This is a genomic window from Flagellimonas profundi, from assembly GCF_017313275.1.
GTDB classification, from domain to species: domain Bacteria; phylum Bacteroidota; class Bacteroidia; order Flavobacteriales; family Flavobacteriaceae; genus Flagellimonas; species Flagellimonas profundi.
The window spans coordinates 293,635-316,311 of record NZ_JAFLNM010000003.1 but is presented as its reverse complement, the minus strand read 5'-3'; the positions used below and the strand labels follow the sequence as shown (position 1 = coordinate 316,311).

Annotated in this window: 23 protein-coding genes; 19 read left to right on the top strand and 4 right to left on the bottom strand. The window is 40.6% G+C overall.

The annotated features are described in order from the left end of the window. Nucleotides 1–277: 277 nt before the first annotated feature. From J0654_RS14895 to J0654_RS14875, 5 genes are all read left to right on the top strand, one after another. Nucleotides 278–1,105: a prephenate dehydratase gene (locus J0654_RS14895; protein ID WP_207029905.1), complete on the top strand. Its 828-nt coding sequence runs from the start codon at nt 278–280 to the stop codon at nt 1,103–1,105. Further along, nucleotides 1,105–2,247 (top strand): pyridoxal phosphate-dependent aminotransferase, encoded by a 1,143-nt coding sequence (locus tag J0654_RS14890; RefSeq protein ID WP_207029904.1) that lies wholly within the window; start codon nt 1,105–1,107, stop codon nt 2,245–2,247. Before J0654_RS14895 ends, J0654_RS14890 begins: the two co-directional genes overlap by 1 nt. Before the next feature lie 3 nt (nt 2,248–2,250). Beyond that, nucleotides 2,251–3,111 carry a prephenate dehydrogenase gene (locus tag J0654_RS14885; RefSeq protein ID WP_207029903.1) on the top strand — a complete coding sequence of 287 codons (861 nt, stop codon included), beginning with the start codon at nt 2,251–2,253 and terminating at the stop codon, nt 3,109–3,111. Between the two features lie 8 nt (nt 3,112–3,119). Further along, nucleotides 3,120–4,202, top strand: a complete 1,083-nt coding sequence (locus J0654_RS14880; protein ID WP_207029902.1) for a bifunctional 3-deoxy-7-phosphoheptulonate synthase/chorismate mutase type II — start codon at nt 3,120–3,122, stop codon at nt 4,200–4,202. Between the two features lie 133 nt (nt 4,203–4,335). Next, a complete protein-coding gene (locus tag J0654_RS14875) occupies nt 4,336–5,010 on the top strand; it encodes a head GIN domain-containing protein (protein WP_207029901.1) in 675 nt (224 codons plus the stop codon). A gap of 73 nt (nt 5,011–5,083) precedes the next feature. Here the strand turns inward: J0654_RS14875 and J0654_RS14870 are convergent, their stop codons facing one another. After that, the gene (locus J0654_RS14870) at nt 5,084–5,524 is read right to left on the bottom strand and encodes a hypothetical protein (RefSeq protein ID WP_207029900.1); all 441 of its coding nucleotides are present in this window, start codon (nt 5,522–5,524) and stop codon (nt 5,084–5,086) included. Between the two features lie 94 nt (nt 5,525–5,618). Between J0654_RS14870 and rsgA the strand changes: the two genes are divergently transcribed. From rsgA to J0654_RS14805, 13 genes are all read left to right on the top strand, one after another. Continuing rightward, nucleotides 5,619–6,557: a ribosome small subunit-dependent GTPase A gene (rsgA, locus tag J0654_RS14865; RefSeq protein WP_207029899.1), complete on the top strand. Its 939-nt coding sequence runs from the start codon at nt 5,619–5,621 to the stop codon at nt 6,555–6,557. Continuing rightward, a complete protein-coding gene (gene dtd / locus J0654_RS14860) occupies nt 6,558–7,010 on the top strand; it encodes a D-aminoacyl-tRNA deacylase (RefSeq protein ID WP_207029898.1) in 453 nt (150 codons plus the stop codon). A gap of 83 nt (nt 7,011–7,093) precedes the next feature. Beyond that, nucleotides 7,094–8,995 carry a DUF3857 domain-containing protein gene (locus tag J0654_RS14855; protein ID WP_207029897.1) on the top strand — a complete coding sequence of 634 codons (1,902 nt, stop codon included), beginning with the start codon at nt 7,094–7,096 and terminating at the stop codon, nt 8,993–8,995. Next, nucleotides 8,992–11,007, top strand: a complete 2,016-nt coding sequence (locus tag J0654_RS14850) for a transglutaminase family protein (protein ID WP_207029896.1) — start codon at nt 8,992–8,994, stop codon at nt 11,005–11,007. The genes J0654_RS14855 and J0654_RS14850 overlap by 4 nt, the downstream gene beginning before the upstream one ends. A gap of 73 nt (nt 11,008–11,080) precedes the next feature. Continuing rightward, nucleotides 11,081–12,991: a DUF3857 domain-containing protein gene (locus tag J0654_RS14845; protein WP_207029895.1), complete on the top strand. Its 1,911-nt coding sequence runs from the start codon at nt 11,081–11,083 to the stop codon at nt 12,989–12,991. A 49-nt stretch (nt 12,992–13,040) separates the two neighbouring features. Then, entirely contained in the window at nt 13,041–13,367 is a 327-nt protein-coding gene (locus J0654_RS14840) for a nucleotide pyrophosphohydrolase (RefSeq protein WP_090293531.1), read from the top strand. 69 nt (nt 13,368–13,436) lie between these two features. After that, nucleotides 13,437–14,666 (top strand): 3-phosphoshikimate 1-carboxyvinyltransferase, encoded by a 1,230-nt coding sequence (locus J0654_RS14835; protein WP_207029894.1) that lies wholly within the window; start codon nt 13,437–13,439, stop codon nt 14,664–14,666. A gap of 87 nt (nt 14,667–14,753) precedes the next feature. Further along, nucleotides 14,754–15,803, top strand: a complete 1,050-nt coding sequence (gene queA, locus J0654_RS14830) for a tRNA preQ1(34) S-adenosylmethionine ribosyltransferase-isomerase QueA (RefSeq protein ID WP_207029893.1) — start codon at nt 14,754–14,756, stop codon at nt 15,801–15,803. 73 nt (nt 15,804–15,876) lie between these two features. Next, nucleotides 15,877–16,917, top strand: a complete 1,041-nt coding sequence (rlmN, locus tag J0654_RS14825; RefSeq protein WP_207029892.1) for a dual-specificity RNA methyltransferase RlmN — start codon at nt 15,877–15,879, stop codon at nt 16,915–16,917. Nucleotides 16,918–17,142: 225 nt separating this feature from the next. Beyond that, the gene (locus J0654_RS14820) at nt 17,143–18,117 is read left to right on the top strand and encodes a polyprenyl synthetase family protein (protein WP_207029891.1); all 975 of its coding nucleotides are present in this window, start codon (nt 17,143–17,145) and stop codon (nt 18,115–18,117) included. Between the two features lie 111 nt (nt 18,118–18,228). Then, nucleotides 18,229–18,804 carry an RNA polymerase sigma factor gene (locus J0654_RS14815; protein ID WP_207029890.1) on the top strand — a complete coding sequence of 192 codons (576 nt, stop codon included), beginning with the start codon at nt 18,229–18,231 and terminating at the stop codon, nt 18,802–18,804. Nucleotides 18,805–18,809: 5 nt separating this feature from the next. Further along, nucleotides 18,810–19,541 (top strand): hypothetical protein, encoded by a 732-nt coding sequence (locus J0654_RS14810; protein ID WP_207029889.1) that lies wholly within the window; start codon nt 18,810–18,812, stop codon nt 19,539–19,541. Between the two features lie 85 nt (nt 19,542–19,626). Beyond that, nucleotides 19,627–20,781, top strand: coding sequence for a hypothetical protein (locus J0654_RS14805; RefSeq protein ID WP_207029888.1), 1,155 nt, complete (start codon nt 19,627–19,629; stop codon nt 20,779–20,781). Here the strand turns inward: J0654_RS14805 and J0654_RS14800 are convergent. Next, the gene (locus J0654_RS14800) at nt 20,755–21,012 is read right to left on the bottom strand and encodes a zinc-ribbon domain-containing protein (RefSeq protein WP_207029887.1); all 258 of its coding nucleotides are present in this window, start codon (nt 21,010–21,012) and stop codon (nt 20,755–20,757) included. The genes J0654_RS14805 and J0654_RS14800 overlap by 27 nt on opposite strands. Nucleotides 21,013–21,117: 105 nt before the next feature. On the opposite strand from J0654_RS14800, the gene J0654_RS14795 reads away from it, so the two are divergent. Continuing rightward, nucleotides 21,118–21,747 carry a 2OG-Fe(II) oxygenase gene (locus J0654_RS14795; protein ID WP_237686014.1) on the top strand — a complete coding sequence of 210 codons (630 nt, stop codon included), beginning with the start codon at nt 21,118–21,120 and terminating at the stop codon, nt 21,745–21,747. Here the strand turns inward: J0654_RS14795 and J0654_RS14790 are convergent, their stop codons facing one another. Together J0654_RS14790 and J0654_RS14785 are read right to left on the bottom strand one after the other, a co-directional pair. After that, a complete protein-coding gene (locus J0654_RS14790) occupies nt 21,748–22,059 on the bottom strand; it encodes a phosphoribosylpyrophosphate synthetase (RefSeq protein ID WP_207029886.1) in 312 nt (103 codons plus the stop codon). 8 nt (nt 22,060–22,067) lie between these two features. Continuing rightward, entirely contained in the window at nt 22,068–22,601 is a 534-nt protein-coding gene (locus J0654_RS14785) for a flavodoxin domain-containing protein (protein ID WP_207029885.1), read from the bottom strand. Nucleotides 22,602–22,677 lie beyond the last annotated feature (76 nt).

The window sequence follows — 22,677 nt, the reverse complement described above, 5'->3', positions numbered from 1 at the left end:
TGGCAAGATGAGAATTCGTAAAAAAGTATCATTTCTGTAAAATAATGTGCAGCAAAAATGCCTTTTTTGAGAAAATTCAAAAAAAATTTAGGAATGTCTGTGTGTTTCCAATTGAATACCTAAATTAGCCGACAATTAACAACGAGATGACAAACACGTATTTCTGGAACCGTTTTTATTTTTACTTCTTTTTTGAGAGAGGAGCGGGACTATTATAGATACGTTTTAAGTATAACCAATTTATAAAGTCCCGATACATCGGGACTTTTTTTTTGCAATGGAATTAAAAGTTGCCATACAAGGAATAAAGGGTTCCAACCACCATCAGGTGGCCGCCGATTTTTTTGGAGATAACATTGAGTTGATCGAGTGTAGCTCTTTTGATGCCGTTATCGATAGCTTATTGATGGGTGAAGCCGACAAGGGCATTATGGCCATTGAGAACTCCATTGCAGGGTCCATTATTCCCAATTACAACTTGGTGTACCATAATAATATCCACGTGATCGGGGAGCACTACCTGAACATCCACCATAACCTTATGGTCATGAAAGGAAAAACTTTCGATGATATCCAAGAGGTACATTCGCACCCAATGGCATTGTTACAATGTAAAGAGTTTTTCAAAACGCACCCGCAGATCAAATTGGTGGAAAGTGTGGATACGGCCGAGACGGCAAAAAGAATCAAGGAGGAAGAACTTGGGCATATAGCTGCGATTGCCCCTAAAAAGGCAGCCGAATTGTACGATCTCGAAATTATAGCGGATAACATCCAGACCATTGTTAATAATTCGACTAGGTTCATTGTTCTTAAAAAACAAAATAAGGTGCTGCCGGAAGAGGAAATCAACAAGGCCTCTTTGCGGTTTATAACCGATCACAAAAGAGGAAGTTTGGCAACGGTATTGAATGTAATGAGCGACTGTAATATGAATATGACCAAGATTCAGTCCCTACCCGTGATAGAGACCCCGTGGAAGTATGCCTTTTTTGTGGATGTAACCTTTGATAAATACGAGCACTTTGCCAAAACCAAATCGTTGATGCAGATTATGGCCGAGGATTTTAAGGTGTTGGGTGAATATAAAAATGCATTGTTGTAATGATAACAGCAGATAGGTTAAATAGCATACAGGAATATTACTTCTCCAAGAAATTGAGAGAGGTCAGGGGATTGATGGCCGAAGGCAAGCCCATTATCAACATGGGCATTGGCAGCCCGGATTTGGCACCATCACCGCAGGTATTGGAAACCCTTCGGGATTCCATTATCGAGGCGGGTGCACATCAATACCAAAGCTATCAAGGATTGCCACAACTCCGGGAGGCCATTGCGGATTTCTATCAGCAAAAATTTGAGGTGACCGTAGACCCATCTTCCGAAATTTTACCCTTAATGGGTTCCAAGGAAGGCATTATGCACATTAGTATGGCCTTTTTAAATGAAGGGGATAAGGTGCTGTTGCCCAATCCTGGGTATCCTACCTATACATCCGTAACCAATTTAGTAGGTGGAGCACCCGTTAGTTATGACTTGAAAGCTGAAAACGGGTGGTTCCCGGATTTGGAGGAACTTTCCAAAAAAGACTTGTCCAAAGTAAAGGTAATGTGGATCAGCTATCCGCATATGCCGACAGGAGCTACGGCGACCAAGGAACAATTGGAGTCTTTGGTGAAATTTGCCAAGGAAAACGAAATCCTTTTGGTGAACGATAACCCTTATAGTTTTGTCCTGTCCAGCAATCCTACCAGTATTTTGTCCATCGAAGGGGCAAAAGATTGCACTCTGGAACTGAATAGTTTAAGCAAGACCTTCAACATGGCAGGCTGGCGAGTGGGAATGGTGCTGGGTAGTGCAGAACATATCACCGCAGTGCTGAAGGTGAAGAGCAATATGGACTCAGGAATGTTCTATGGCATACAAAAAGGGGCAATCGCAGCCTTGCAAAGCGGGCCCGAATGGTTCGAAGCATTGGACAAGGTGTATACCAAACGGAGAGAGTTGATGTTTCAATTGGCGGATAAATTGGGATGCACCTACGATAAAAATGCGGTGGGAATGTTTGTTTGGTGTAAGTTGCCCGAAGGTGCCGAACCCTCAGAGGAGTTTATAGATAAGGTATTGTACGACAAAGATATCTTCATTGCCCCAGGAACCATATTCGGGAGCAATGGAGAAGGCTATATTCGTTTTTCCCTTTGTGTAAAGGAAGAAAAGATTGAAGAAGCCATTGAAAGATTTTAGATTATGAAAGTAGTCATTATAGGAGTTGGATTGATAGGCGGTTCTTTTGCCAAGGATGTAAAAAAGTTACATCCCGAAGCGGAAATCGTTGGGGTGGACAAAAGTGATGCGCATTTGGAGGAAGCGTTGCAACTTCAGATCATTGATAAAAAAGGAGACTACGGAGTTTTGGCAACCGCGGATATGGTTTATGTGGGAATCCCGGTAAATGTGTTGGTTACGGAATTGCCCAAAATATTGGATGCGGTCGGTGAGGAGACCGTGGTAATGGATGCCGGGTCCACCAAGCGATTGATTTGTGAGCAAGTTGCCGACCATCCCAATCGAAGAAACTTTATGGCCTGCCACCCGATTGCTGGTACCGAGTTTTCAGGGCCAACGGCGGCTTTGGAAGGGTTGTATTCGGGTAAAACCATGATCATCTGCGAAGTAGAGAAAACAGCCTTCAAGCTTCAGGAAAAAGCATTGGCCATTTTTCAGGATATCGGGATGCGAATCCGGTACATGAACCCCGAAGCGCACGACAGGCACATTGCCTATGTATCCCATTTATCACACATTAGCTCTTTTATGTTGGGAAAGACAGTTATTGAGAAAGAAAAAAATGAGCGTGATATTTTTGACATGGCGGGAAGTGGTTTTGAGAGTACCGTCCGCTTGGCAAAAAGTTCGCCCGATATGTGGACACCCATTTTTGAACAGAACAAGGACAATGTTGTGGAAACGTTGGAAGAATACATACAGAACCTAACCACGTTTAAACAACTGATATTGGACAACGATTTTGAGAATGTCCACCAAGAAATGAGTAATACCAATAAAATAAAACAAATACTAAAAGGAATACCACTTACAAAAAAATAGAGAGTATTATGGAAAACAAAAAGGAAATGAGGAAATGGTTGGATGACATGAATTTGGGTCATCCCTTGGTAGTAGCAGGTCCGTGCAGTGCGGAAACCGAAGACCAAGTGCTGAAAATAGCCCACGATCTTAAAGATACCGACGTGAGCTATTACCGTGCCGGAATCTGGAAACCAAGAACTCGCCCAGGAAACTTTGAAGGGGTAGGGGCAATTGGATTAAAGTGGTTGCAAAAGGTAAAAGAAGAGACTGGACTAAAAACCGCTACCGAGGTTGCAAACAGAACACACGTTGATTTAGCTTTGGAGCACGATGTGGATTTGTTGTGGATCGGAGCGCGCTCTACCGTAAGCCCGTTTATTGTCCAGGAAATTGCCGATGCCTTGGAAGGGACCGATAAGATTGTTTTGGTCAAGAACCCGGTAAACCCAGACCTATCGCTTTGGTTGGGAGCCGTGGAGCGTTTGCACTCTGCCAATATCGAAAAGTTAGGGGTAATTCACAGAGGTTTCTCTACCTACGAAAAAACCAAATACCGTAATATTCCAGAATGGCAGTTGGCCATTGAGTTGCAGACCAAATTTCCTGATTTGCCCATCATCAATGATCCAAGCCACATTACCGGTAAGCGAGATATGATTTTTGATGTATCGCAAACGGCTTTGGATTTGAACTTTGATGGTTTGATGATCGAAACGCATTACGATCCGGACAATGCATGGAGTGATGCCGCTCAGCAGGTAACCCCAAAAACATTGGTTCAGATCATGAAAGACCTACGCATTAGAAAAGAAACAGACGAGGAAGCCGAATACAAGAACAATTTGAGCAACCTAAGGGCTCAGATTGATGTATTGGACAACCAATTGATCGATCTTTTGGGAAAAAGAATGAAAGTTTCCGACGGAATAGGAGAACTTAAAAAGCAAAAGAACGTTGCCGTGCTACAGAGCAATCGTTGGAACGCTATTTTGGGCAATATGATCTTGGAAGGTGAGCAAAGAGGATTGAGCGAGGAATTTGTTTTAAAAATGTTCAAGGCAATCCACCAGGAGTCCATTAACCACCAAGAAAAAATCATCAACGCCTAAACTGATTTTCAATCAGGTTGATCCAAGAACTATTTGTGGCCTTGATGTATTTCGAGGCTGCAAATAGTTTTTTTGTTTTAAACTGTAACAAAAGAGTGAACAGGTCATCTTTCAGAAGTAAAAACACTCAATCATGAAAAAAATATACACACTAAGTCTTTTGTTACTTCCCTTGGTTATGTTTTCGCAACGAATCATTGATACGGAAGTTGGGGAATTCAACAAAATCAAAGTTTTTGATTTGATCGAGGTCAACTTGATCCAATCCGATGAGAACAAGATCATGATCAAAGGCTGGAATGTTGATGACATTAAGTGGACAAACAAAAATGGAGTCTTGAAACTACGCATGCAATTGGATAAAAAGTTTCAGGGCGAGGATACCATGATAGAAGTCTACTACACCGATCTGGATGTAATCGACGGCAATGAAGGTGCCCAGATTACCTGTAACGAAATGGTGCAAAAAAGTAGAATTGAGCTCCGGGCCCAGGAAGGAGCGGCCATCCATATTGGAATGGATGTGGACTATGCCGATATCCGAGCGGTGACGGGTGGCATTGTCCAAGCTTCTGGTTTGGCAAAAAACCAATCAATTGTTATTAATACCGGGGGTATTTTTGAAGGAAGGGAACTAAGGACCGCTACGACAGATGTGAAAATTTCCGCTGGCGGTGAGGCTGATGTGTTTGCTTCGGAATTAGTGGATATCAATGTAAAGGCCGGTGGTGATGTTTATGTGTACGGAAACCCGGAAAGGGTGCATAAAAAAACCTTTGTGGGCGGAAGAATCTACATAAAGGATTAATGAAACTTGTTGCCACGAAAAAGCCCCCCATAATGGAGGGCTTTTTTTATTTGTGATTAATATTTTGGCACGTTTACTTTTTGAAGATGTAACGGGTAATGAAAATACCTTGTCCGTCACCTTTTCCACCTTCACTTTCAACACCACTTACCACAAAGGCCAGTTCCCATCCATTGGAAACCATGTCGTTGATCATGGAAGTGATCAAGGCATCGTTGGCCGCAATATTTTGGAAACGGATACCTCCAATGTTATAAAAGTTCAAAAGCTTGGTTTCTTCAAAATTCTTTACACGGATTTCATTTCTTTTGGATTTGTTTCTTGTATTGTCATCCTCAGTTTGGACACTTGTGAATTCTTTGTAATCCTTGTCTTCCAAGGCATTTATAATTCGAGATCTTCCCAGTCCGTTTGGTACGATTGACTCAACGCTGGTTACTACATGGTACTGTTGCGCACTCATGGTGAATGTTGCTGCAAGCACTACCACGGCAGCCAAAATGATTTTTTTCATGATTAAAATGTTAATGATCGTTAAAACTGTTAACAAAGATATACGACGAAAAAGCAGGAATATTGTTTCTTTGTAATCAAAATATGAACAAATAGTGAACGGAACTGTTTATAAATCAACTGGGAGCTGGTATACCGTAAAGTCCTCGGAAGGAGAATTTTACGAGTGTCGCATCAAGGGCAAGTTCCGAACACAGGGTATTAAAAGTACCAATCCGGTTGCCGTAGGGGACCATGTGGAGTTCCATTTGGAAAATATTGGGGACGAAACGGTTGGTGTTATTTCTAAAATTGGAGATCGCAAGAACTATATTGTCCGTAGGTCGGTCAAACTTTCCAAACAAACCCATATCATAGCGGCCAACCTAGATCAGGTTTTTCTGCTCGTCACCTTGAACAACCCCCCTACGTTTACCAGTTTTATAGATCGATTTTTGGTAACTGCAGAGGCCTACGATATTCCTGTAGTACTTCTTTTCAATAAAATGGATGTTTATAGTGAAAAGGAAAAGTCTGAAGTTGAGCATTTAGTGGACTTATATACCAAAATAGGTTATACCTGCATTCAAATTGAAGCTAAGAAAGGCAAGAATGTGGACAAGATAAAAGAACTGATGCTAGGCAACACAAGTATGTTCGCGGGACATTCAGGCGTTGGTAAGTCAACTTTGGTAAATGCCTTGGAACCGGGCCTCAAGTTAAAAACCGCCGAAATTTCGGAGCAACACATGCAAGGGCAGCACACCACCACTTTTGCCGAGATGTACGACCTTTCTTTTGATGCACGGATTATAGATACTCCTGGAATAAAGGGATTTGGTATTGTGGATATGGATAAGCATGAAATCGGAGACTATTTTCCGGAGTTTTTTGCTTTGAAATCGGAATGCAAATTCAATAATTGCCTCCATCTGGATGAGCCCAAATGTGCGGTAAAAGAGGCTTTGGAGAATAATGGGATTGCCGCAAGCCGCTATCGCAGCTACGTGCAGATGTTGACGGGGGAAGAGGATAATCCATATAGGGAAAGATAAATGAGAACAGTACTACAACGAGTTACAAATGCGAGTGTAACGGTAGATGATAATGTTGTTTCATCTATTGGTAAGGGCCTATTGGTGTTGTTGGGTATTGAGGATGCCGATACACAAGAGGATATTGATTGGTTGACCAATAAAATTCTAAATCTTCGCATTTTTAATGATGAAAATGATGTAATGAACCGCTCCGTGCAGGATGTTGATGGAGATATCATCGTGGTTAGTCAGTTTACGTTGCATGCGCTCACAAAAAAAGGTAATCGGCCATCTTACATTAAGGCAGCGAAACCCGATATCGCTGTGCCCATGTACGAGAAATTCGTTCAGGTTTTGGAACAAAAACTGGGTAAAAAAGTAGGCACTGGAATTTTTGGTGCCGACATGAAAGTTGGACTCCTTAACGATGGTCCCGTCACCATAACAATGGATACAAAAAACAAGGAATAATATTTTTTTTGTATCATATTTTTTGACTTTTTGTAAGAAATTCATCACATTAGCGTTAACTAACCTAACCGTAACTATACTTAATGCGATTTCTTGCGCCTATCCTTTTTTGTCTTTTTTTCAATTTTATTTATTCCCAAAACTACAGTGTAACATCAATTCCCAAGGACCTTTTGCCAGGTGCCGATGCGGTTGTTCGTTTGGATAAAATGAACGTCTTAGTGACCGCTCAGGATCAAATGGAGATTACTTCCAAGCGGGTGGTGACTGTTTATAACGATGCAGGAAATGATGATGTTCATGCCTACGCCTTCTATGAGAAAAATGATAAGATCTCCAAAATTGAGGCCCTTGTTTATAATTTGAACGGTGAGTTAATCAGAAAGTTCAAGAAAAAGGATTTTTTGGACCAAAGTGCGATTAGCGGTGGAACACTTTATTCCGATTCTAGGGTCCTTTACCTTAAATATACACCGACCGAGTATCCTTATACAATTGAATTTACCAAAACATATTCCACTCCCAATACTGCCTTCTCTCCCACCTGGTATTTTTTAGATGATTATGGAGTGAGCACTGAAAAAAGTGAATTCACATATGCCGTCGACTGTGATATTGATATCAGATATAAAGAATCAAATTTTGAAGGGCATAATATTGAATCGGAAAATACCAAAAGTAGATTGCATTATACCGCAAAGAATATTGTTGCCATAAAAAGAGAACCCATGTCGCCTGCCTTTAGAGAATTCGCACCAGGAATTAAGGTGGCATTGAGCAATTTTCACTTGGAAGGTATAAATGGATCCGCCAATACTTGGCAGGAACTCGGTAAATGGATTTATGAAAGGTTACTTGTTGGCAGAGGTGAGTTGGATCAAAATACCATTACAAAGGTCAATAATATGGTTAAGGGGGTAGAAGACCCATATGAAAAAACAAGATTGGTTTATGAATATGTTCAGAGTAACACACGCTATATAAGCGTACAATTGGGAATAGGAGGATGGATGCCCATAAGTGCACAGGATGTGGATAGGGTAAAATATGGTGACTGTAAAGGGTTGACCAATTATACCAAAGCTTTATTGAGTGCCATAGGTGTGGATTCGTATTATACTGTGGTATATGGAGGCAGTCGAGTAAGGAGTTTGGACAGTGATTTTCCTTCCATGCAGGGAAACCATGTATTTCTTAATGTTCCAATAAATGGAGAGGATGTTTGGTTAGAGTGCACAAGTCAAACCACACCCATGAACCATTTAGGTATGTTCACTGACAATCGGAACGTTTTAAAGATTACGCCTGAAGGAGGGGAACTGATTAAAACCAGAGCAAATCCCGATGAGGAAAATTATCAAAAAACCACTGGTAAATATTATATAACCAATGAAAGGAATATTGAAGGTGAAGTGGAAATTCTTTCAAAAGGAACGCAATACGATCAAAAATATCGGATAAAGAATGAATCCAGAAAGGATCAGGATGAATTCTATAAAAACTATTGGGACTATATAAATAATGTAACACTGGGGGATATCACTTTTACAGATGATAAGCACAAGATAGAATTTACTGAAAAAGTTCAATTAAAGGCCCAGAATTACTTGTCTATTGCAAATGAGCAGTTAATACTAGCCCCAAACGCCTTTAACAGGAATTTGCTGGTACCGACCAGGGTTAGGAATCGATCAATGGAAATGGTTATTTCGAGAGGGTATTTGGACGAAGATGAATTCGTGATTTACTTACCTGAAGGCGTTAGTCCGGAAAATTTGCTGGATCCCATTGAGGTTGAGAGCAAGTTTGGTTCTTATTATGCATCCTTGGAGCAAGTGGAACCAGGTGTGTTGAAATACAAAAGAAAATTGCTGATCAAATCAGGAAGGTACTCCAAGGAAGACTATAAACTTTATCGGGATTTTCGTAGAAAAGTAGCCCGTAACGATAATGCTAAAATCATACTAAACAAACCATTGAAATGAAAATAAGATTTATCCTTTTGTTCCTAATTGTAGTCCAGTTTGGCTTTGCAAACGAATTTAAGTTTGGAAAGGTCAGTAAAGAAGAAGTGATGGCCAAGGAACACCATCTTGATCCAGAGGCCAATGCGGCCATTTTATTTAAAAAGGAATGGGTGCATTATACTTACGACAACAATGTGGGGTGGAGTCTTGTTCGGGAAGTAAATTATCGGATTAAAATTTATAATAAGGATGGGTTTGAATGGGCAACTTTAGGGGTGCCATTATATGCCGCTAGTGGTATGGAGGAAAATATCTCGTCCATCAAAGGCTATACTTTCAATATGGAGGGAGATAAACTGGTAAGTGAAAAACTTAAAAAAGATGGGATTTTCGAAGAAGAGGTGAATAAATACAGAAACAAGGCTTCCATTACAATGCCCAATGTGAAAGAGGGAAGTGTTTTGGATATTGAGTACAGGGTTTCATCACCAATATATTGGTATATGGATGAATTTAAGCTACAATATCAAATCCCTTTAGATCATGTAGAAATAAAATTGGAAATTCCAGAATATTTCATTTTTCGAAAATATGGAAAGGGCTCACATCCGATTGAGGTGAATCAAAGTAAGGAGAATAGGTCTATCAACGTATCTTATACAACCAAGGACCAGGGGGCCAGGTATATTGGAAGGGGTACCACCAAGCATACTGGCAAAGTGGAATTTATGGAGAATATCCACCATGTGATAACCGATAATATTCCAGCACTATTGGATGAAAAGTATACAAGTAATATAGATAACTATCGTACATCAATTAAGTTTGAGCTTGCAGCGACCCGATTTCCAAATAGTCCCTATAAAAATTATAGTTTAACCTGGGAAGGAGTGGCCAAGTCCATCTACGATTATGATGATTTTGGTAATGAGTTGGACAAAACCAATTATTTCAAGGAAGATTTGGAAAACTTGCTAGAGGGATTGGGCAGTGATGAAGAAAAGGCCATTGCAATTTTTGAATTCGTAAAAGCCAAGATGAACTGGAACAACTATGTTGGAGTTACATGTGAGTCGGGGGGTGTACGAAAGGCGTACAAAGAAGAAACAGGGAATGCGGCAGAAATAAACTTAATGCTGACCTCTATGTTTAGGTATGCAGGCCTTAAGGCAAATCCTGTTTTAATAAGTACTAGATCTCATGGAATCCCTTTATTTCCAACAAGTGATGGTTTTAACTATGTGGTTGCTGCATTGGAAATGCAAGACCATGTTCTTCTGTTCGATGCGACCGAGAAAAACAGCCTTCCGAATATTATGCCCTTAAGGGCTTTAAACTGGACCGGTAGGCTAATTCGAGAAGATGGAAGTTCAGCTCAAGTTGGCTTAATGCCCAAAAAGAAATCATTGGATGTAACCATGATGAACGTCGATATACAGGAAGATGGGGTCATTTCAGGTGAAATTAGAGAGCAATTTACCGTATATAATGCATTTAGTTTCCGTAACCGATATTTCAGTGTAAGTGAGGACTCGTTTTTGGAATCCTTGGAGAAAAAACAAGGGGATATTGAAATATCCGATTACGAGATTCAAAACAAGGGCAATCTGTCAAAACCTGTTGTTCAATCTTTTGGTTTTGTAAAAGAGGGTGCTTTTGAAGCTATTTCCGGTAAATTGTATGTTTCACCACTTTTTCATCTTGCTACGTTGGAAAACCCGTTCAAAGCGGATAAACGAGAGTTTCCCATTGATTACGGCTTCCCTTGGGAGGATAGATATATTGTCAATATAAATATTCCGGATGGCTATGTCGTAGAGTCTTATCCTGAACCTATTGCAGTAGCACTTCCAGATAATTTAGGGAAGTTTATATATAATATTACAGTGAATCAAAATTTGGTCAGCGTTGATGTAAAGGTGGATATCAACAGTGGGATTTTGCCTGCCCGATATTATCAAGATTTAAAAGAATTGTATCGTCACATAGTCGAAAAAGAGTCCGAAAAGATTGTTTTGACCAAAACATAAACAATAGCAGGGAATGGCAAAAAAGCTCATATCTTCAATAATACTTTTCCAGTGTCTAATATCCTACGGGCAAATGGATTTAGGTTTCGGCGAACTCTCCATTTTTGAGTTAGAACTTGAATCATATGAAAAAGATACTACGGCTCACGCTGTATATCTGTATGAAAAAGGGGAAAATTATTTTGAGGTCCGTAATGGATACGTCATGTTGATCACAAAATACTACGCCAAAAAGAAAATTTTTAATAAAAAAGGGTTTTCGGAGGCCGAAATTAAAATTCCCTATTATCATTCCGAAAATACCACTGAAAAAGTCAGTAATATTAAGGCAATCACACACAACGGCAAAGTAAAGTTCAGTTTGGTCCAAAATAACATTTATGACGTGGACATCAATGAACGTTGGTCAGAGAAAAGGTTCACGTTTCCCAATGTTCAGGAAGGGTCGGTGTTGGAATATACCTATGAAATTCAATCACCCTTTCTCTATAATCTCAGTGGATGGAATTTTCAAGACGGTATTCCAAAAGTGCATTCGGAATATAACGCTAAGATTCCCGGAAACTATATATACAACCGCACCTTGATTGGGGAACTTAAACTAGATGTAAATGAAGCAACCCTAACGAAAAGATGTTTCTATTTACCTCATAGGAGAGATAGACCTGCGGACTGTGAGGTACTCAAATATGTGATGCAAGATGTTCCAGCCTTTAAGGAAAATGAGGAATACATGCTTGGGGCCAGTAACTATAAGTCAAAACTCGAATTTGAATTGTCTGAAGAATTGGGATTTGATGGTATAGATACTAAGTATACAAAATCATGGAGGGATGTGGATCGTAAACTGCGGGGAGATACGGATGTGGGTGGTCAATTAAGGAAGAAGAATTATTTCGAAAGAAATATACCCTTGGATATTCTTGCGGGGAGCGAAGATAAACTTACCAAGGCAAAGAACATCTACAAATTTGTGCAGTCCTACTACACCTGGAACGATGAATTTGGAGTGCTTTGGGACAATAGGGTGAAACAGGCCTTTGATGAAAAATCAGGCAATGTGGCAGAAATCAATATTACCTTGATCAATTTGCTCAATGCCGCGGATATTGAAACCGATGCGATGTTGTTGTCCACACGGGCGCACGGATTACCTAAAAGGAGCCATCCAGTGATGACCGATTTTAATTATTTGGTGGCCAAAGTTGATATTGACGGAACAACTTATTTGTTGGATGCCACGGAAAAGAATTTAGCTTTTGGGATGCTTCCATATAGATGCCTTAATTATTATGGCCGGGTAATGGATATGGATGAGGGCAGTTATTGGTTGGATATTGAACCGGAAAAATTAAATATTAGATCAATAAGGCTTCAAGTTGATTTGGATTTTGAGTCCGACACCTGTACCGGGGTTTTTGATGAAATATCAAGAGGTTATGAAGCCTATTTTAAAAGAAGGAACCTATCCTCAATGACAGAAGTGGAATACTTGGATCAAATTGAGAAAAGCGGAGCGGGTGATTTCAGGATAGATAATTACCAAATAGATCAAGATAAATCGAACGAAAAGCAATTGGTGGAACATTATGAGTTCACTGTGGAAAGTGTTAATAATGGTGAAACGATTTTGGTAAACCCATTTACTGTTCAGTATTTTAAAAAGAACCCTTTCGAATCGGAAACAAGGCATTACCCTGTGGATTTTGGTTATTTAAGAACCTATAGGTATTATGCAAACTTCACAGTTCCCAAAGGGTACAGGGTAAAAGAACTTCCTTCTTCAATAAATGTTGGTTTGCCGGGCAATAGTGGGACCTTGCATTTTAATTGCATGGAATCAAAGGGACAGATTATGGTTCAATTTGCCCTGCAATTAAAATACACTCAATATGCCAGTGAGGGATATGCCTATGTGAAAAAGTTGTTTGAAAATGCCGTGAATGTCCAAAATAACAGCTATTTGGTTTTTGAAAAGATATAATCAGGTTGTTCTTACCTTTGTGGTCAATAAGGACATAAAATAAGAAAAGGTGAACATAGAAAACGCACAAAAGGCCGTTGACGAATGGATCAAGAACCACGGGGTCCGTTATTTTAACGAACTCACCAATATGGCCCAGCTTACAGAGGAGGTAGGGGAGGTGGCCCGCATTATCGCTAGACGTTATGGAGAGCAGAGCGAAAAAGAATCCGATAAAGCCAAGGACTTGGGTGAAGAACTCGCCGATGTGGTTTTTGTGGTGCTCTGTTTGGCCAACCAAACCGGAATTGATTTACAGGAAGCGTTCGACAAAAAACTGGACCTAAAGACCAAACGCGACCACGACCGCCATCAAAATAACAAAAAGCTTAAATAAAGTTGTCTTCGTAAAGGGACATTAGGGCTGTTTTTTCTAGTTTTGACAATTCATTCAAACCCTAAAGAATTGAGACTCCAGCTTTCCTCGCCCAACGATAGTAAAATCCAAAAAACAATAGCGATCACAGGTTCCAAAAGTGAAACCAATCGCTCATTGTTGTTACGGGCACTGTTCCCTAACATCAAAATAGAAAACCTTTCCAATTCCGATGATGGCGAAGTAATGCAAAAGGGTTTGGCCAAATCAACGGGAGAGGTGGATATTCACCATGCAGGTACTGCCATGCGGTTTTTAACAGCCTATTTTGCTTCTCAAGAAGGAAAGGAAGTTGTGCTTACAGGGTCGCAGCGTATGCAGGAACGGCCCATAAAAGTATTGGTGGAAGCACTACGATCGTTAGGTGCAGATATTCAATATGAAAAAGCGGAAGGGTACCCACCGTTAAAAATTAAAGGAAAAAAACTGAATAAGAGCCAGGTCTCTCTTCCGGCCAATATCAGTAGCCAGTATATATCTGCCTTACTGTTAGTGGCACCCAGTTTGGAAAATGGTCTTGAATTGGAACTGATCGGAAAAATCACTTCTGTTCCCTATATAAAAATGACCCTGGCCCTATTGGAACAGATTGGGGTGCAAACTTCCTTTGAAGGAAACAACATCAAGGTTTCTCCAAAAAAAGCTGTAGCAGATACCACTTTGATCGTAGAATCCGATTGGAGCTCGGCCAGCTATTTTTACAGCATCGTAGCCATGTGCGAAGCGGGTACGGAGATACAATTGTCCTCTTACAAGCAAAATTCCTTGCAAGGGGATAGTGTTTTGGCCGAAATCTATAAAGATTTTGGTGTGGAAACCAAGTTTTCAAATAATACCATTCTTCTCAAAAAAACCAATGGTGTTAAGTCAACCCACTTGGAGTACGAGCTTTCCAATGCCCCCGATATTGCACAGACCATTGCTGTTACATGTCTTGGTTTGGGCATAGGATGTCATCTTACAGGACTGCATACCCTGCCAATCAAGGAAACCGACCGCTTGGCCGCATTGCAAACCGAGTTGGGCAAGTTCGGGGCTACAGTGGATATTGATGTCGAAAGTTTGACGCTTAAAGCCTGGCCGACTTTAAATACCGGAGTCTCCGTAGATACTTATAACGACCACAGAATGGCAATGGCCTTTGGACCATTGGCCCTCAAAGCAAACTTTATAGTGAACGATGCCGAAGTGGTCTCCAAATCCTATCCCGATTTTTGGGAGGACCTCAAAATCCTGGGATTTGGCGTTGAGGAACTGTAAACCACATTTAATCATCAAATTACTTGACATCCGCTATCACGAGGTTGTATATTTGCCATTCTTTAAAAAAACCGAAAAAAAGTCCACATGAAATTATCGAACTTCAATTTTGAATTGCCCAAGGAACTATTGGCAGAATATCCTGCGGAACACAGGGATGAATCCAAATTAATGGTGGTTCATAGGGATACTGGAAAAATTGAACATAAAATGTTCAAAGACCTTGTTGATTACTTTGATGAAGACGATGTAATGGTCTTGAACAATACCAAGGTATTTCCTGCAAGACTTTTTGGTAACAAGGAAAAAACCGGTGCTAGAATCGAAGTTTTCCTATTGAGGGAACTTAACCAAGAACAGCGTCTTTGGGATGTGTTGGTAGATCCGGCAAGAAAAATCCGAATAGGAAACAAACTTTATTTTGGTGAAGACGAAAGCTTGGTTGCAGAGGTTATAGACAACACAACCTCAAGAGGGAGAACATTGCGTTTTCTTTACGATGGTTCCTACACCGATTTTAGAAGAAAACTAAGAGAATTGGGGGAAACACCGCTTCCAAAATACATAAAAAGGGAAGTTACCCCTGAAGATGAGGAACGTTACCAGACTATTTATGCAAAGCACGAAGGTGCCGTAGCGGCCCCCACTGCTGGTCTCCACTTTTCCAAGCATTTGTTGAAACGTTTGGAAATTAAAGGAATCAATTTCGCAGAGGTAACACTTCATGTTGGTTTGGGAACCTTTAATCCTGTTGAGGTAGAGGACTTGTCCAAGCACAAAATGGACAGCGAAGAGTTGGTGATCGATGAGAAAGCCACCGAGATCGTAAATACGGCCAAGGCAAATAAAAGAAAAGTATGTGCCGTGGGTACAACGGTAATGAGAGGATTGGAAAGTGCGGTATCTTCCGAGCATACATTGAACACCTTCGAGGGTTGGACCAACAAGTTCATCTTCCCTCCATATGAGTTCAGTATTGCAAACTGTATGATCACAAACTTTCACCTGCCAAAATCAACATTATTGATGATGGTCTCTGCGTTTGCAGGTCACGATTTGATCAAAAAAGCATACAAGCAGGCCATTTTGGAAGGCTATCGCTTCTATTCCTACGGGGATGCCATGCTGATTCTATAAAACAAAATCACATAGAAAAAGAATCCCGTTCGCTTTATGGCCAGCGGGATTTTTTCTTGCTTATCTTTAAGAAGTGGAAATCAAAAAAAAGGACATACGGGCATTGACAAAGGAACAGCTTCGTAATTTTTTTGTGGAGCAGGGCGATAAGGCATTTCGTGGAAACCAAGTATACGAATGGTTGTGGCAGAAATCTGCCCACGATTTTGATGCCATGACCAACATTTCCAAGGAAACCCGAAAAATGTTGGAAGATAACTTTGTGATCAACCATATTCGCGTAGATCAAATGCAACGTAGCTCGGATGGTACCATTAAAAATGCCGTTCGATTGCACGATGGTTTGGTCGTTGAATCCGTTTTGATTCCCACGGAAACCAGAACAACTGCCTGTGTGTCCAGTCAGGTAGGGTGTAGTTTGGACTGTAGATTTTGTGCTACCGCCCGCTTAAAGCGTATGCGAAACTTGAATCCGGATGAGATTTATGATCAAGTGGTCGCCATTGACAATGAGAGCCGTTTGTATTTTGACAGACCGTTGAGCAATATTGTTTTTATGGGTATGGGCGAACCTTTGATGAACTACAACAATGTGCTGAAGGCCATCGATAAGATTACCTCTCCCGAAGGATTGGGGATGTCTCCCAAAAGAATTGTGGTGTCCACTTCTGGAGTGCCCAAGATCATAAAAAAAATGGCTGATGAGGAAGTGAAGTTCGGTTTGGCCGTGTCCCTTCACTCCGCTATAGATGAGGTGCGTACTTCCATAATGCCGTTTAATTCCACATTTCCATTAAAAGACCTTCGTGAGGCGCTGGAATATTGGTACAGCAAGACCAAGAACAGGATCACCTACGAATACGTGGTTTGGAAAGGCATCAACGATACACAAGAAGCTGCCGATGCCTTGGTCAAGTTTTGCAGGTTTGCCCCGTCAAAGGTCAATATTATTGAGTACAACCCTATTGATGACGGTGAGTTTCAGCAAGCCTCAAATAGTGCTATTGAAATGTATCAGAAAACTTTGGAGCGAAATGGCATTACGGTGACCATACGTAGATCTCGCGGAAAGGATATTGATGCCGCATGTGGTCAGCTGGCCAACAAAAGCTAGGTTTTTCAAAGTTCAATTAGCAATATACAGTTTTATAATCCACCCTTCACCCTTCACCCTTGACCTTTCACCCTTGACCCTTGACCCTTAACACTTCACCAGCATACCATCCCCTGCAAATCATCGATACTTTTAGGACTGTATCTTAAAACTTCGATTTCATTCCAACAACTCTTGCATTTTCCCTACTTTTAGGGTTTCAAAACCAAACACCACACCGTTACGTTGAAAATCGTTTCGCAGATAAGGGAGCCCATAGAAAATGAGATGCAGCTTTTTGAGGAAAAATTCCTCAAGTCCATGTCCTCCAAAGTCGCATTGTTCAACAGGATCACCTACTACATTGTTAACCGAAAGGGTAAGCAAATGCGCCCTATGTTCGTTTTCTTGACCGCCAAATTATTGAACGGGGAGGTCAATGAACGGACCTATACGGGAGCTTCCATCATCGAATTGATACATACCGCCAGTTTGGTGCATGATGATGTGGTGGACGACAGTAACAAGCGCAGGGGCTTTTTCTCCATCAATGCCTTGTGGAAGAATAAAATTGCCGTTTTGGTAGGCGATTTCCTTTTCTCCAAAGGACTTTTGGTTTCCTTGGAAAACAAGGATTATGATTTGCTTCATATTATTTCCAATGCGGTCCGTGATATGAGCGAAGGGGAATTGCTTCAGATTGAAAAAGCGCGATTGTTGGATATCACAGAAGAGGTGTACTACGACATCATCCGACAAAAAACAGCAACCTTAATAGCCGCCTGTTGCAGTATGGGTGCTTGTTCTGTTAGACCCGATTCGGAAGAGGTGGAAATTTTTAGGAAGTTCGGCGAGCTCTGTGGAATGGCCTTTCAAATTAAGGACGACCTTTTTGATTATGGTGCGGAAAAAATCGGAAAGCCGACGGGAATCGATATAAAGGAACAGAAAATGACCCTTCCGTTGATCTACGCCTTGAACAATAGCGACAAGGAAAAGAAAAAGTGGTTGATCAACTCCATCAAAAAACACAACAAGAACAAAAAACGGGTTAAGGAAGTTATTGCCTACGTCAAGGAAAAGGGCGGACTAGATTATGCCGTAGTCAAAATGTTGGAGTTTAAGGACGAAGCTCTGGCCATTTTGGACAATTATCCCGATTCAGAATACAAAAGCGCCCTCACGCTTATGGTCAACTACGTGGTGGATCGTAAAAAATAGAAATTTAAAAACTTGAATATCAATATACTACTGAAAATTTTTATTTTCAGGCAACTCTTTGTGTTTAGATTCCGTCTATTTAAATAGAAGCACTTTTGCAAACCAAACTTTTTGAAGATCATCACGCTACATAGCAACGAAAAACAATTGATCAAAAAATCGATCAAAGGGGACCAACAGGCCCAACGCTTATTGTACGATAAATTTTCGCCGAAGATGTTGGGGGTTTGTAGGCAGTACATCAAAGATCTTCATTTTGCGGAGGATGTGATGATCAACGGTTTCGTGAAGGTTTTTAACTACTTGGGTTCCTATAAGCATAAAGGGAGCTTTGAAGGTTGGATCAGGACTATAATGGTACGGGAAAGTATTTCGTATTTGCGCAAAAGGCAGTTTGTGGTCTACGATGACGAAGCTATGGAAGTAAACCGAGAGGTTTCAACTTTCGACGATGGACTTTTGGATGTTGAATATGTGCAACATCTGATCGATGAACTTCCCGAGGGCTATAAAGCGGTGTTCTTGCTTTATGCCATCGAAGGTTACGGCCATAAAGAGATTGCGGAGTTGTTGGAAATATCCGAAGGAACTTCAAAATCGCAATTGTTCAAGGCTCGAAAGATGCTCCAAGAGAATTTAAGTTTAAAAGGAATGTCGCCCAAATCACAATCGGCGAGCAAAAAATAGAGGGTATGGATAAACTGGAAAAACACATCAAGGAGAAGTTGGAGGAGCGTACCATTGCCCCATCAAAAGGAGCTTGGGACAAAATCGCTTCGCAGATAAAGGAGCCAGCACCACGAAGAAGAAATACATGGTTTCCTTATGCCATAGCTGCCAGCGTGGTGGGGATCGTACTGGTATCGGTCTTCTTTTTTACCAAGGGTGATCCGGAAGTAGAACAGATGCAAATGGTAGAAACCGAGAATACAATAGATAAAGAAACACAAAATCAGTCCGAGGCCAAGGTGTTTGAAAAGTCGGTGAAGCAAAATCAAACTGAGGTTGCAGAAACCAAATCTGAATCCATTGTGCCGGAACAAACTCGAGAGTTCAGTACAGAGCCTCAAGTTTCCAATACAGTAGTTGCCGAACAAGAAGTAAAGGAACCATTGCAGGACGAGATCAAAATAAATTCGGATCAACTTATAGCACAAAAGGTGGAAGAAGTAGTAGCACAGGTGCAGCTAATGGAAAATGCAAAGCAGGATGTTACCGATGCTGAAGTGGATTCCCTTTTACGGGCGGCTCAACGACAGATTTTGACCGATAAGTTATTCGCCGATGGTGGTTCCGTGGATGCCATGTCACTGTTGGCCGAAGTTGAAGATGAGCTGGACGAATCGTTCCGTGACCAAATCTTTGATGCCTTAAAATCAGGTTACCTTAAACTACGTACCGCCGTGGCAGACAGAAATCAATAAAATTATTCATCAATCAAGACAAACCTTCTACAACTTCCTGTTCCACAAGGGCAGGAAGGAGGGAGGTTTATAATCCAAAACAATCATGAAAACAATTACATTTTATTCAGCAGTTTTATTCTTGTTCTTGGTTTCCCAAGTATCGTTTGGGCAAGAGGACTATCAAAAGAAAATAGAGACCTTAAAAATTGAAAAACAACGTGTAATAGACTACGAAAAAAGCGCTTTAAAAGATGAAGTTAAAGAAATAAACACACGGCTAAGAAAAGGTGAAATCACAGAGGCAGAAGCGGAAGAATTAAAAAAAGAGGCTGCTGAAAAAAGGGCGTTGAATATTGAAAACAAAGTGAACATTTTAGAAAACCAGATTGCACTTTTGGAAAGGAATGAATCGTTTTTGGTTGTTACCGATGATTTTTTTGACAATCAGAGAGAATTTTTTGGAGAGGAACAGGATTTGTTGGGACTTCGGTACCGTAGGTCTGATCTTCCAAGAAGGGACAGAAGAACATATTCAAAGCTTGTTTTTGCCATAGGTGCTTTGAATACTATTATTGAAGATAAACCAATCTTGGAACTGCCTCATCAAATATTAGGAAGTAAATCTTTGGAACTTGGCCTTGTTTGGAAAACACGTGTTTTTAAATACAGTAACTGGTTGCGGTTTACCTATGGTATATCTTTTCAATCCAATGGGTTAAAGACAAATAACCAGTTATTTGTGCGAGATACTGAACAGGTCAATACTCAAACTGACCCACCTATTGTTGTACTGGCAAACGCCAATGAGGTATATGGGAGCCCCACAGGTAAATTGAAAAAATCAAAATTTAGACAAACTGACCTTATATTTCCAATTCATTTTGAATTTGGTGCATCTAAGAAACGTGAGTATGGTGACTATGTAAGGTATTCGACCAAGAACAATTTTAAAATAGGGATTGGTGGGTATTTTGGCATTAATTTGGAAACAGTACAAAAAATAAAATTTGGAAACGACTTTAATCCAAGTGAAGACGGGGGAGCGGAGAATTTAGAAAGGGTTTATTTTAAAAATTCAGGAGCAAGAAGAAAATCTTTTGTTGGATTAAGTGCCTATGCTGGACGTGGGAACAGTACATTTTATATTAAATATGACCTGACCCCTAATTTTCCAGAAACACAATATTACACAGGAGAAGGACAAATAACATCCAAAAAGCGCAATAATATATCAATGGGAGTGAGATTTGAGCTGTAATGCCCGCTCCATTTCCGGGGTGAAATCCTCTTTGTGGTACACTTTTTTACAATGGGAACATTCCGCGTAACGGATATTGTTGATGGTAAAAAGCGGAATCCAGAACAAATGGGCATAGTTGGGTTGCGCCACTGCGGTCAAGGTGCCTGTTTGGTTGCAGTAAGGGCAGGTAACGTTGTTCAGTACTTTGGTTTCTTTTTTACCGGGTCTGGACCCAAAAAACAGTATCATTTAATGTAAATTATATCCATCTCAAAGTTAGAGCTTTCACGGGCGAATGAAAAAAATGATTTTCGTTTTTAAAAATTTTCTACATTCGCCCACATTTTTGAAACATTGAACGCCTACCACGGTTTGGATGATTGGTTGTCCTGGATGGACGACATCTCCAGTAAGGATTATGTGATTATCGATAACTTTCTTCGGGAAGAACTTTACTTTGGAATCAAATCTTTTTTTCTTGGCAAGCTGCCCAATTTTAAGGAGGCTGGGATAGGTGCCCATTCTGATAACCTGATAGACAGCACTGTTCGCGGAGATTTTACCTATTGGTTGGACAGAAACCGCGATGCCCATTTAAATTCCTATTGGAATCTGCTTGACGAGACCATGCACATTTTCAACCGCTATTGCTATTTAAGTTTATCGGGATATGAGTTTCATTTAGCGCACTATCCATCGGGGGGACATTATGATAAGCATTTGGATCAGTTCGAAAATCGTAACAACCGAATGATCTCCATGATCATTTATTTAAATGATGATTGGCAACCCGGCGATGGAGGGGAACTTGAAATTTTTGAAAAGGATGGCTCAAGTTTGTTGGTGGAGCCCTTGGCTGCCCGCTGTGTCATGTTCAAAAGTGCAGAGGTACCCCATGCAGTATTGGAGGCCCACAAAAGTAGGTTTAGCTTAACGGGTTGGTTGTTGTACCAACCATCTTCAGTAGGTAAACTCTTCGTGTAATCACTGCTGTTTGCGCTCAATCTGTTTGATAAGATTCTCATTTTGTGCGGTGGATGAACCATAGGACATCACCATTGTTCCCTTTGTGCCATCTTTGGCCTCAATGGTAAATACTATGGATTCATCACTGGGGTTCGTCATACCTTCAAAACGATATGAATCGATGATCTTAAGTTCGCTGGGTTGATATTCTTTTTTGGAATACAATGCCTTTATGCAGGTCTCATCCGCTTCAAAATCTTCTTTGTAGCCTTCTTCTTGGGTAAGTGTATTCACTGCCTCGGAAAGCGTGTCAAAACTATATTTGTCCATAGGTGTTTTTATATTTTTAAATTAGTTATAAAATGAAGGACATCCTCTTTCACCTTTGACCAATCTGTGTATTCGTGATCTTGGCTTGTATCAACAGATCCCCCTTCTTTTTTTGCGATGGAACGCATTATGAGCTTCTTAAAATAACTATATTTTGTGTATTTCAAAGCCCCAGCGATATGCCATACGGTTTTAGTGTTCCATGTAGTGTCTTTTAAAAAGTCCTTTGCAATTTGTGCTGCCTCCTCGTGCTCTTCCTTAATGTCGGATGCTACCGCCATGCTCACCGAGAAAAAGGCACTTGGCTTTTGGTTTAATATATCAATATTTTCTTGAACATAGTCCTTGATCAGCGTATTGTATTCATGAATATGTATTGAACTGCCTACAAGAACCGCATCAAAATTATTTGGGGCAGGAGGGTCTTCAACAGCATTTGCTATAACTACGTGATGACCTTTCTCTTGGAGAACATTCTCCATGAACCTTGCGATCTTTCGGGTTTGGCCTTCTACCGTTCCGTAGATTATCAAAATTTTCATGACTATGGGATTGATTGTTAAACCACCCTAAAGTCACATAAAATATTTGAAAATCTCTATGATTTTGGTCAGTTGC

What these genes read in the sequence shown, in the direction of transcription:
- J0654_RS14895 (WP_207029905.1), top strand. Translation starts at nt 278, where the DNA reads ATGGAATTAAAAGTTGCCATACAAGGAATAAAGGGTTCCAACCACCAT.
- J0654_RS14890 (WP_207029904.1), top strand. Translation starts at nt 1,105, where the DNA reads ATGATAACAGCAGATAGGTTAAATAGCATACAGGAATATTACTTCTCC.
- J0654_RS14885 (WP_207029903.1), top strand. Translation starts at nt 2,251, where the DNA reads ATGAAAGTAGTCATTATAGGAGTTGGATTGATAGGCGGTTCTTTTGCC.
- J0654_RS14880 (WP_207029902.1), top strand. Translation starts at nt 3,120, where the DNA reads ATGGAAAACAAAAAGGAAATGAGGAAATGGTTGGATGACATGAATTTG.
- J0654_RS14875 (WP_207029901.1), top strand. Translation starts at nt 4,336, where the DNA reads ATGAAAAAAATATACACACTAAGTCTTTTGTTACTTCCCTTGGTTATG.
- J0654_RS14870 (WP_207029900.1), bottom strand. Translation starts at nt 5,524, where the DNA reads ATGAAAAAAATCATTTTGGCTGCCGTGGTAGTGCTTGCAGCAACATTC.
- dtd (WP_207029898.1), top strand. Translation starts at nt 6,558, where the DNA reads ATGAGAACAGTACTACAACGAGTTACAAATGCGAGTGTAACGGTAGAT.
- J0654_RS14855 (WP_207029897.1), top strand. Translation starts at nt 7,094, where the DNA reads ATGCGATTTCTTGCGCCTATCCTTTTTTGTCTTTTTTTCAATTTTATT.
- J0654_RS14850 (WP_207029896.1), top strand. Translation starts at nt 8,992, where the DNA reads ATGAAAATAAGATTTATCCTTTTGTTCCTAATTGTAGTCCAGTTTGGC.
- J0654_RS14845 (WP_207029895.1), top strand. Translation starts at nt 11,081, where the DNA reads ATGGATTTAGGTTTCGGCGAACTCTCCATTTTTGAGTTAGAACTTGAA.
- queA (WP_207029893.1), top strand. Translation starts at nt 14,754, where the DNA reads ATGAAATTATCGAACTTCAATTTTGAATTGCCCAAGGAACTATTGGCA.
- J0654_RS14810 (WP_207029889.1), top strand. Translation starts at nt 18,810, where the DNA reads ATGGATAAACTGGAAAAACACATCAAGGAGAAGTTGGAGGAGCGTACC.
- J0654_RS14805 (WP_207029888.1), top strand. Translation starts at nt 19,627, where the DNA reads ATGAAAACAATTACATTTTATTCAGCAGTTTTATTCTTGTTCTTGGTT.
- J0654_RS14800 (WP_207029887.1), bottom strand. Translation starts at nt 21,012, where the DNA reads ATGATACTGTTTTTTGGGTCCAGACCCGGTAAAAAAGAAACCAAAGTA.
- J0654_RS14790 (WP_207029886.1), bottom strand. Translation starts at nt 22,059, where the DNA reads ATGGACAAATATAGTTTTGACACGCTTTCCGAGGCAGTGAATACACTT.
- J0654_RS14785 (WP_207029885.1), bottom strand. Translation starts at nt 22,601, where the DNA reads ATGAAAATTTTGATAATCTACGGAACGGTAGAAGGCCAAACCCGAAAG.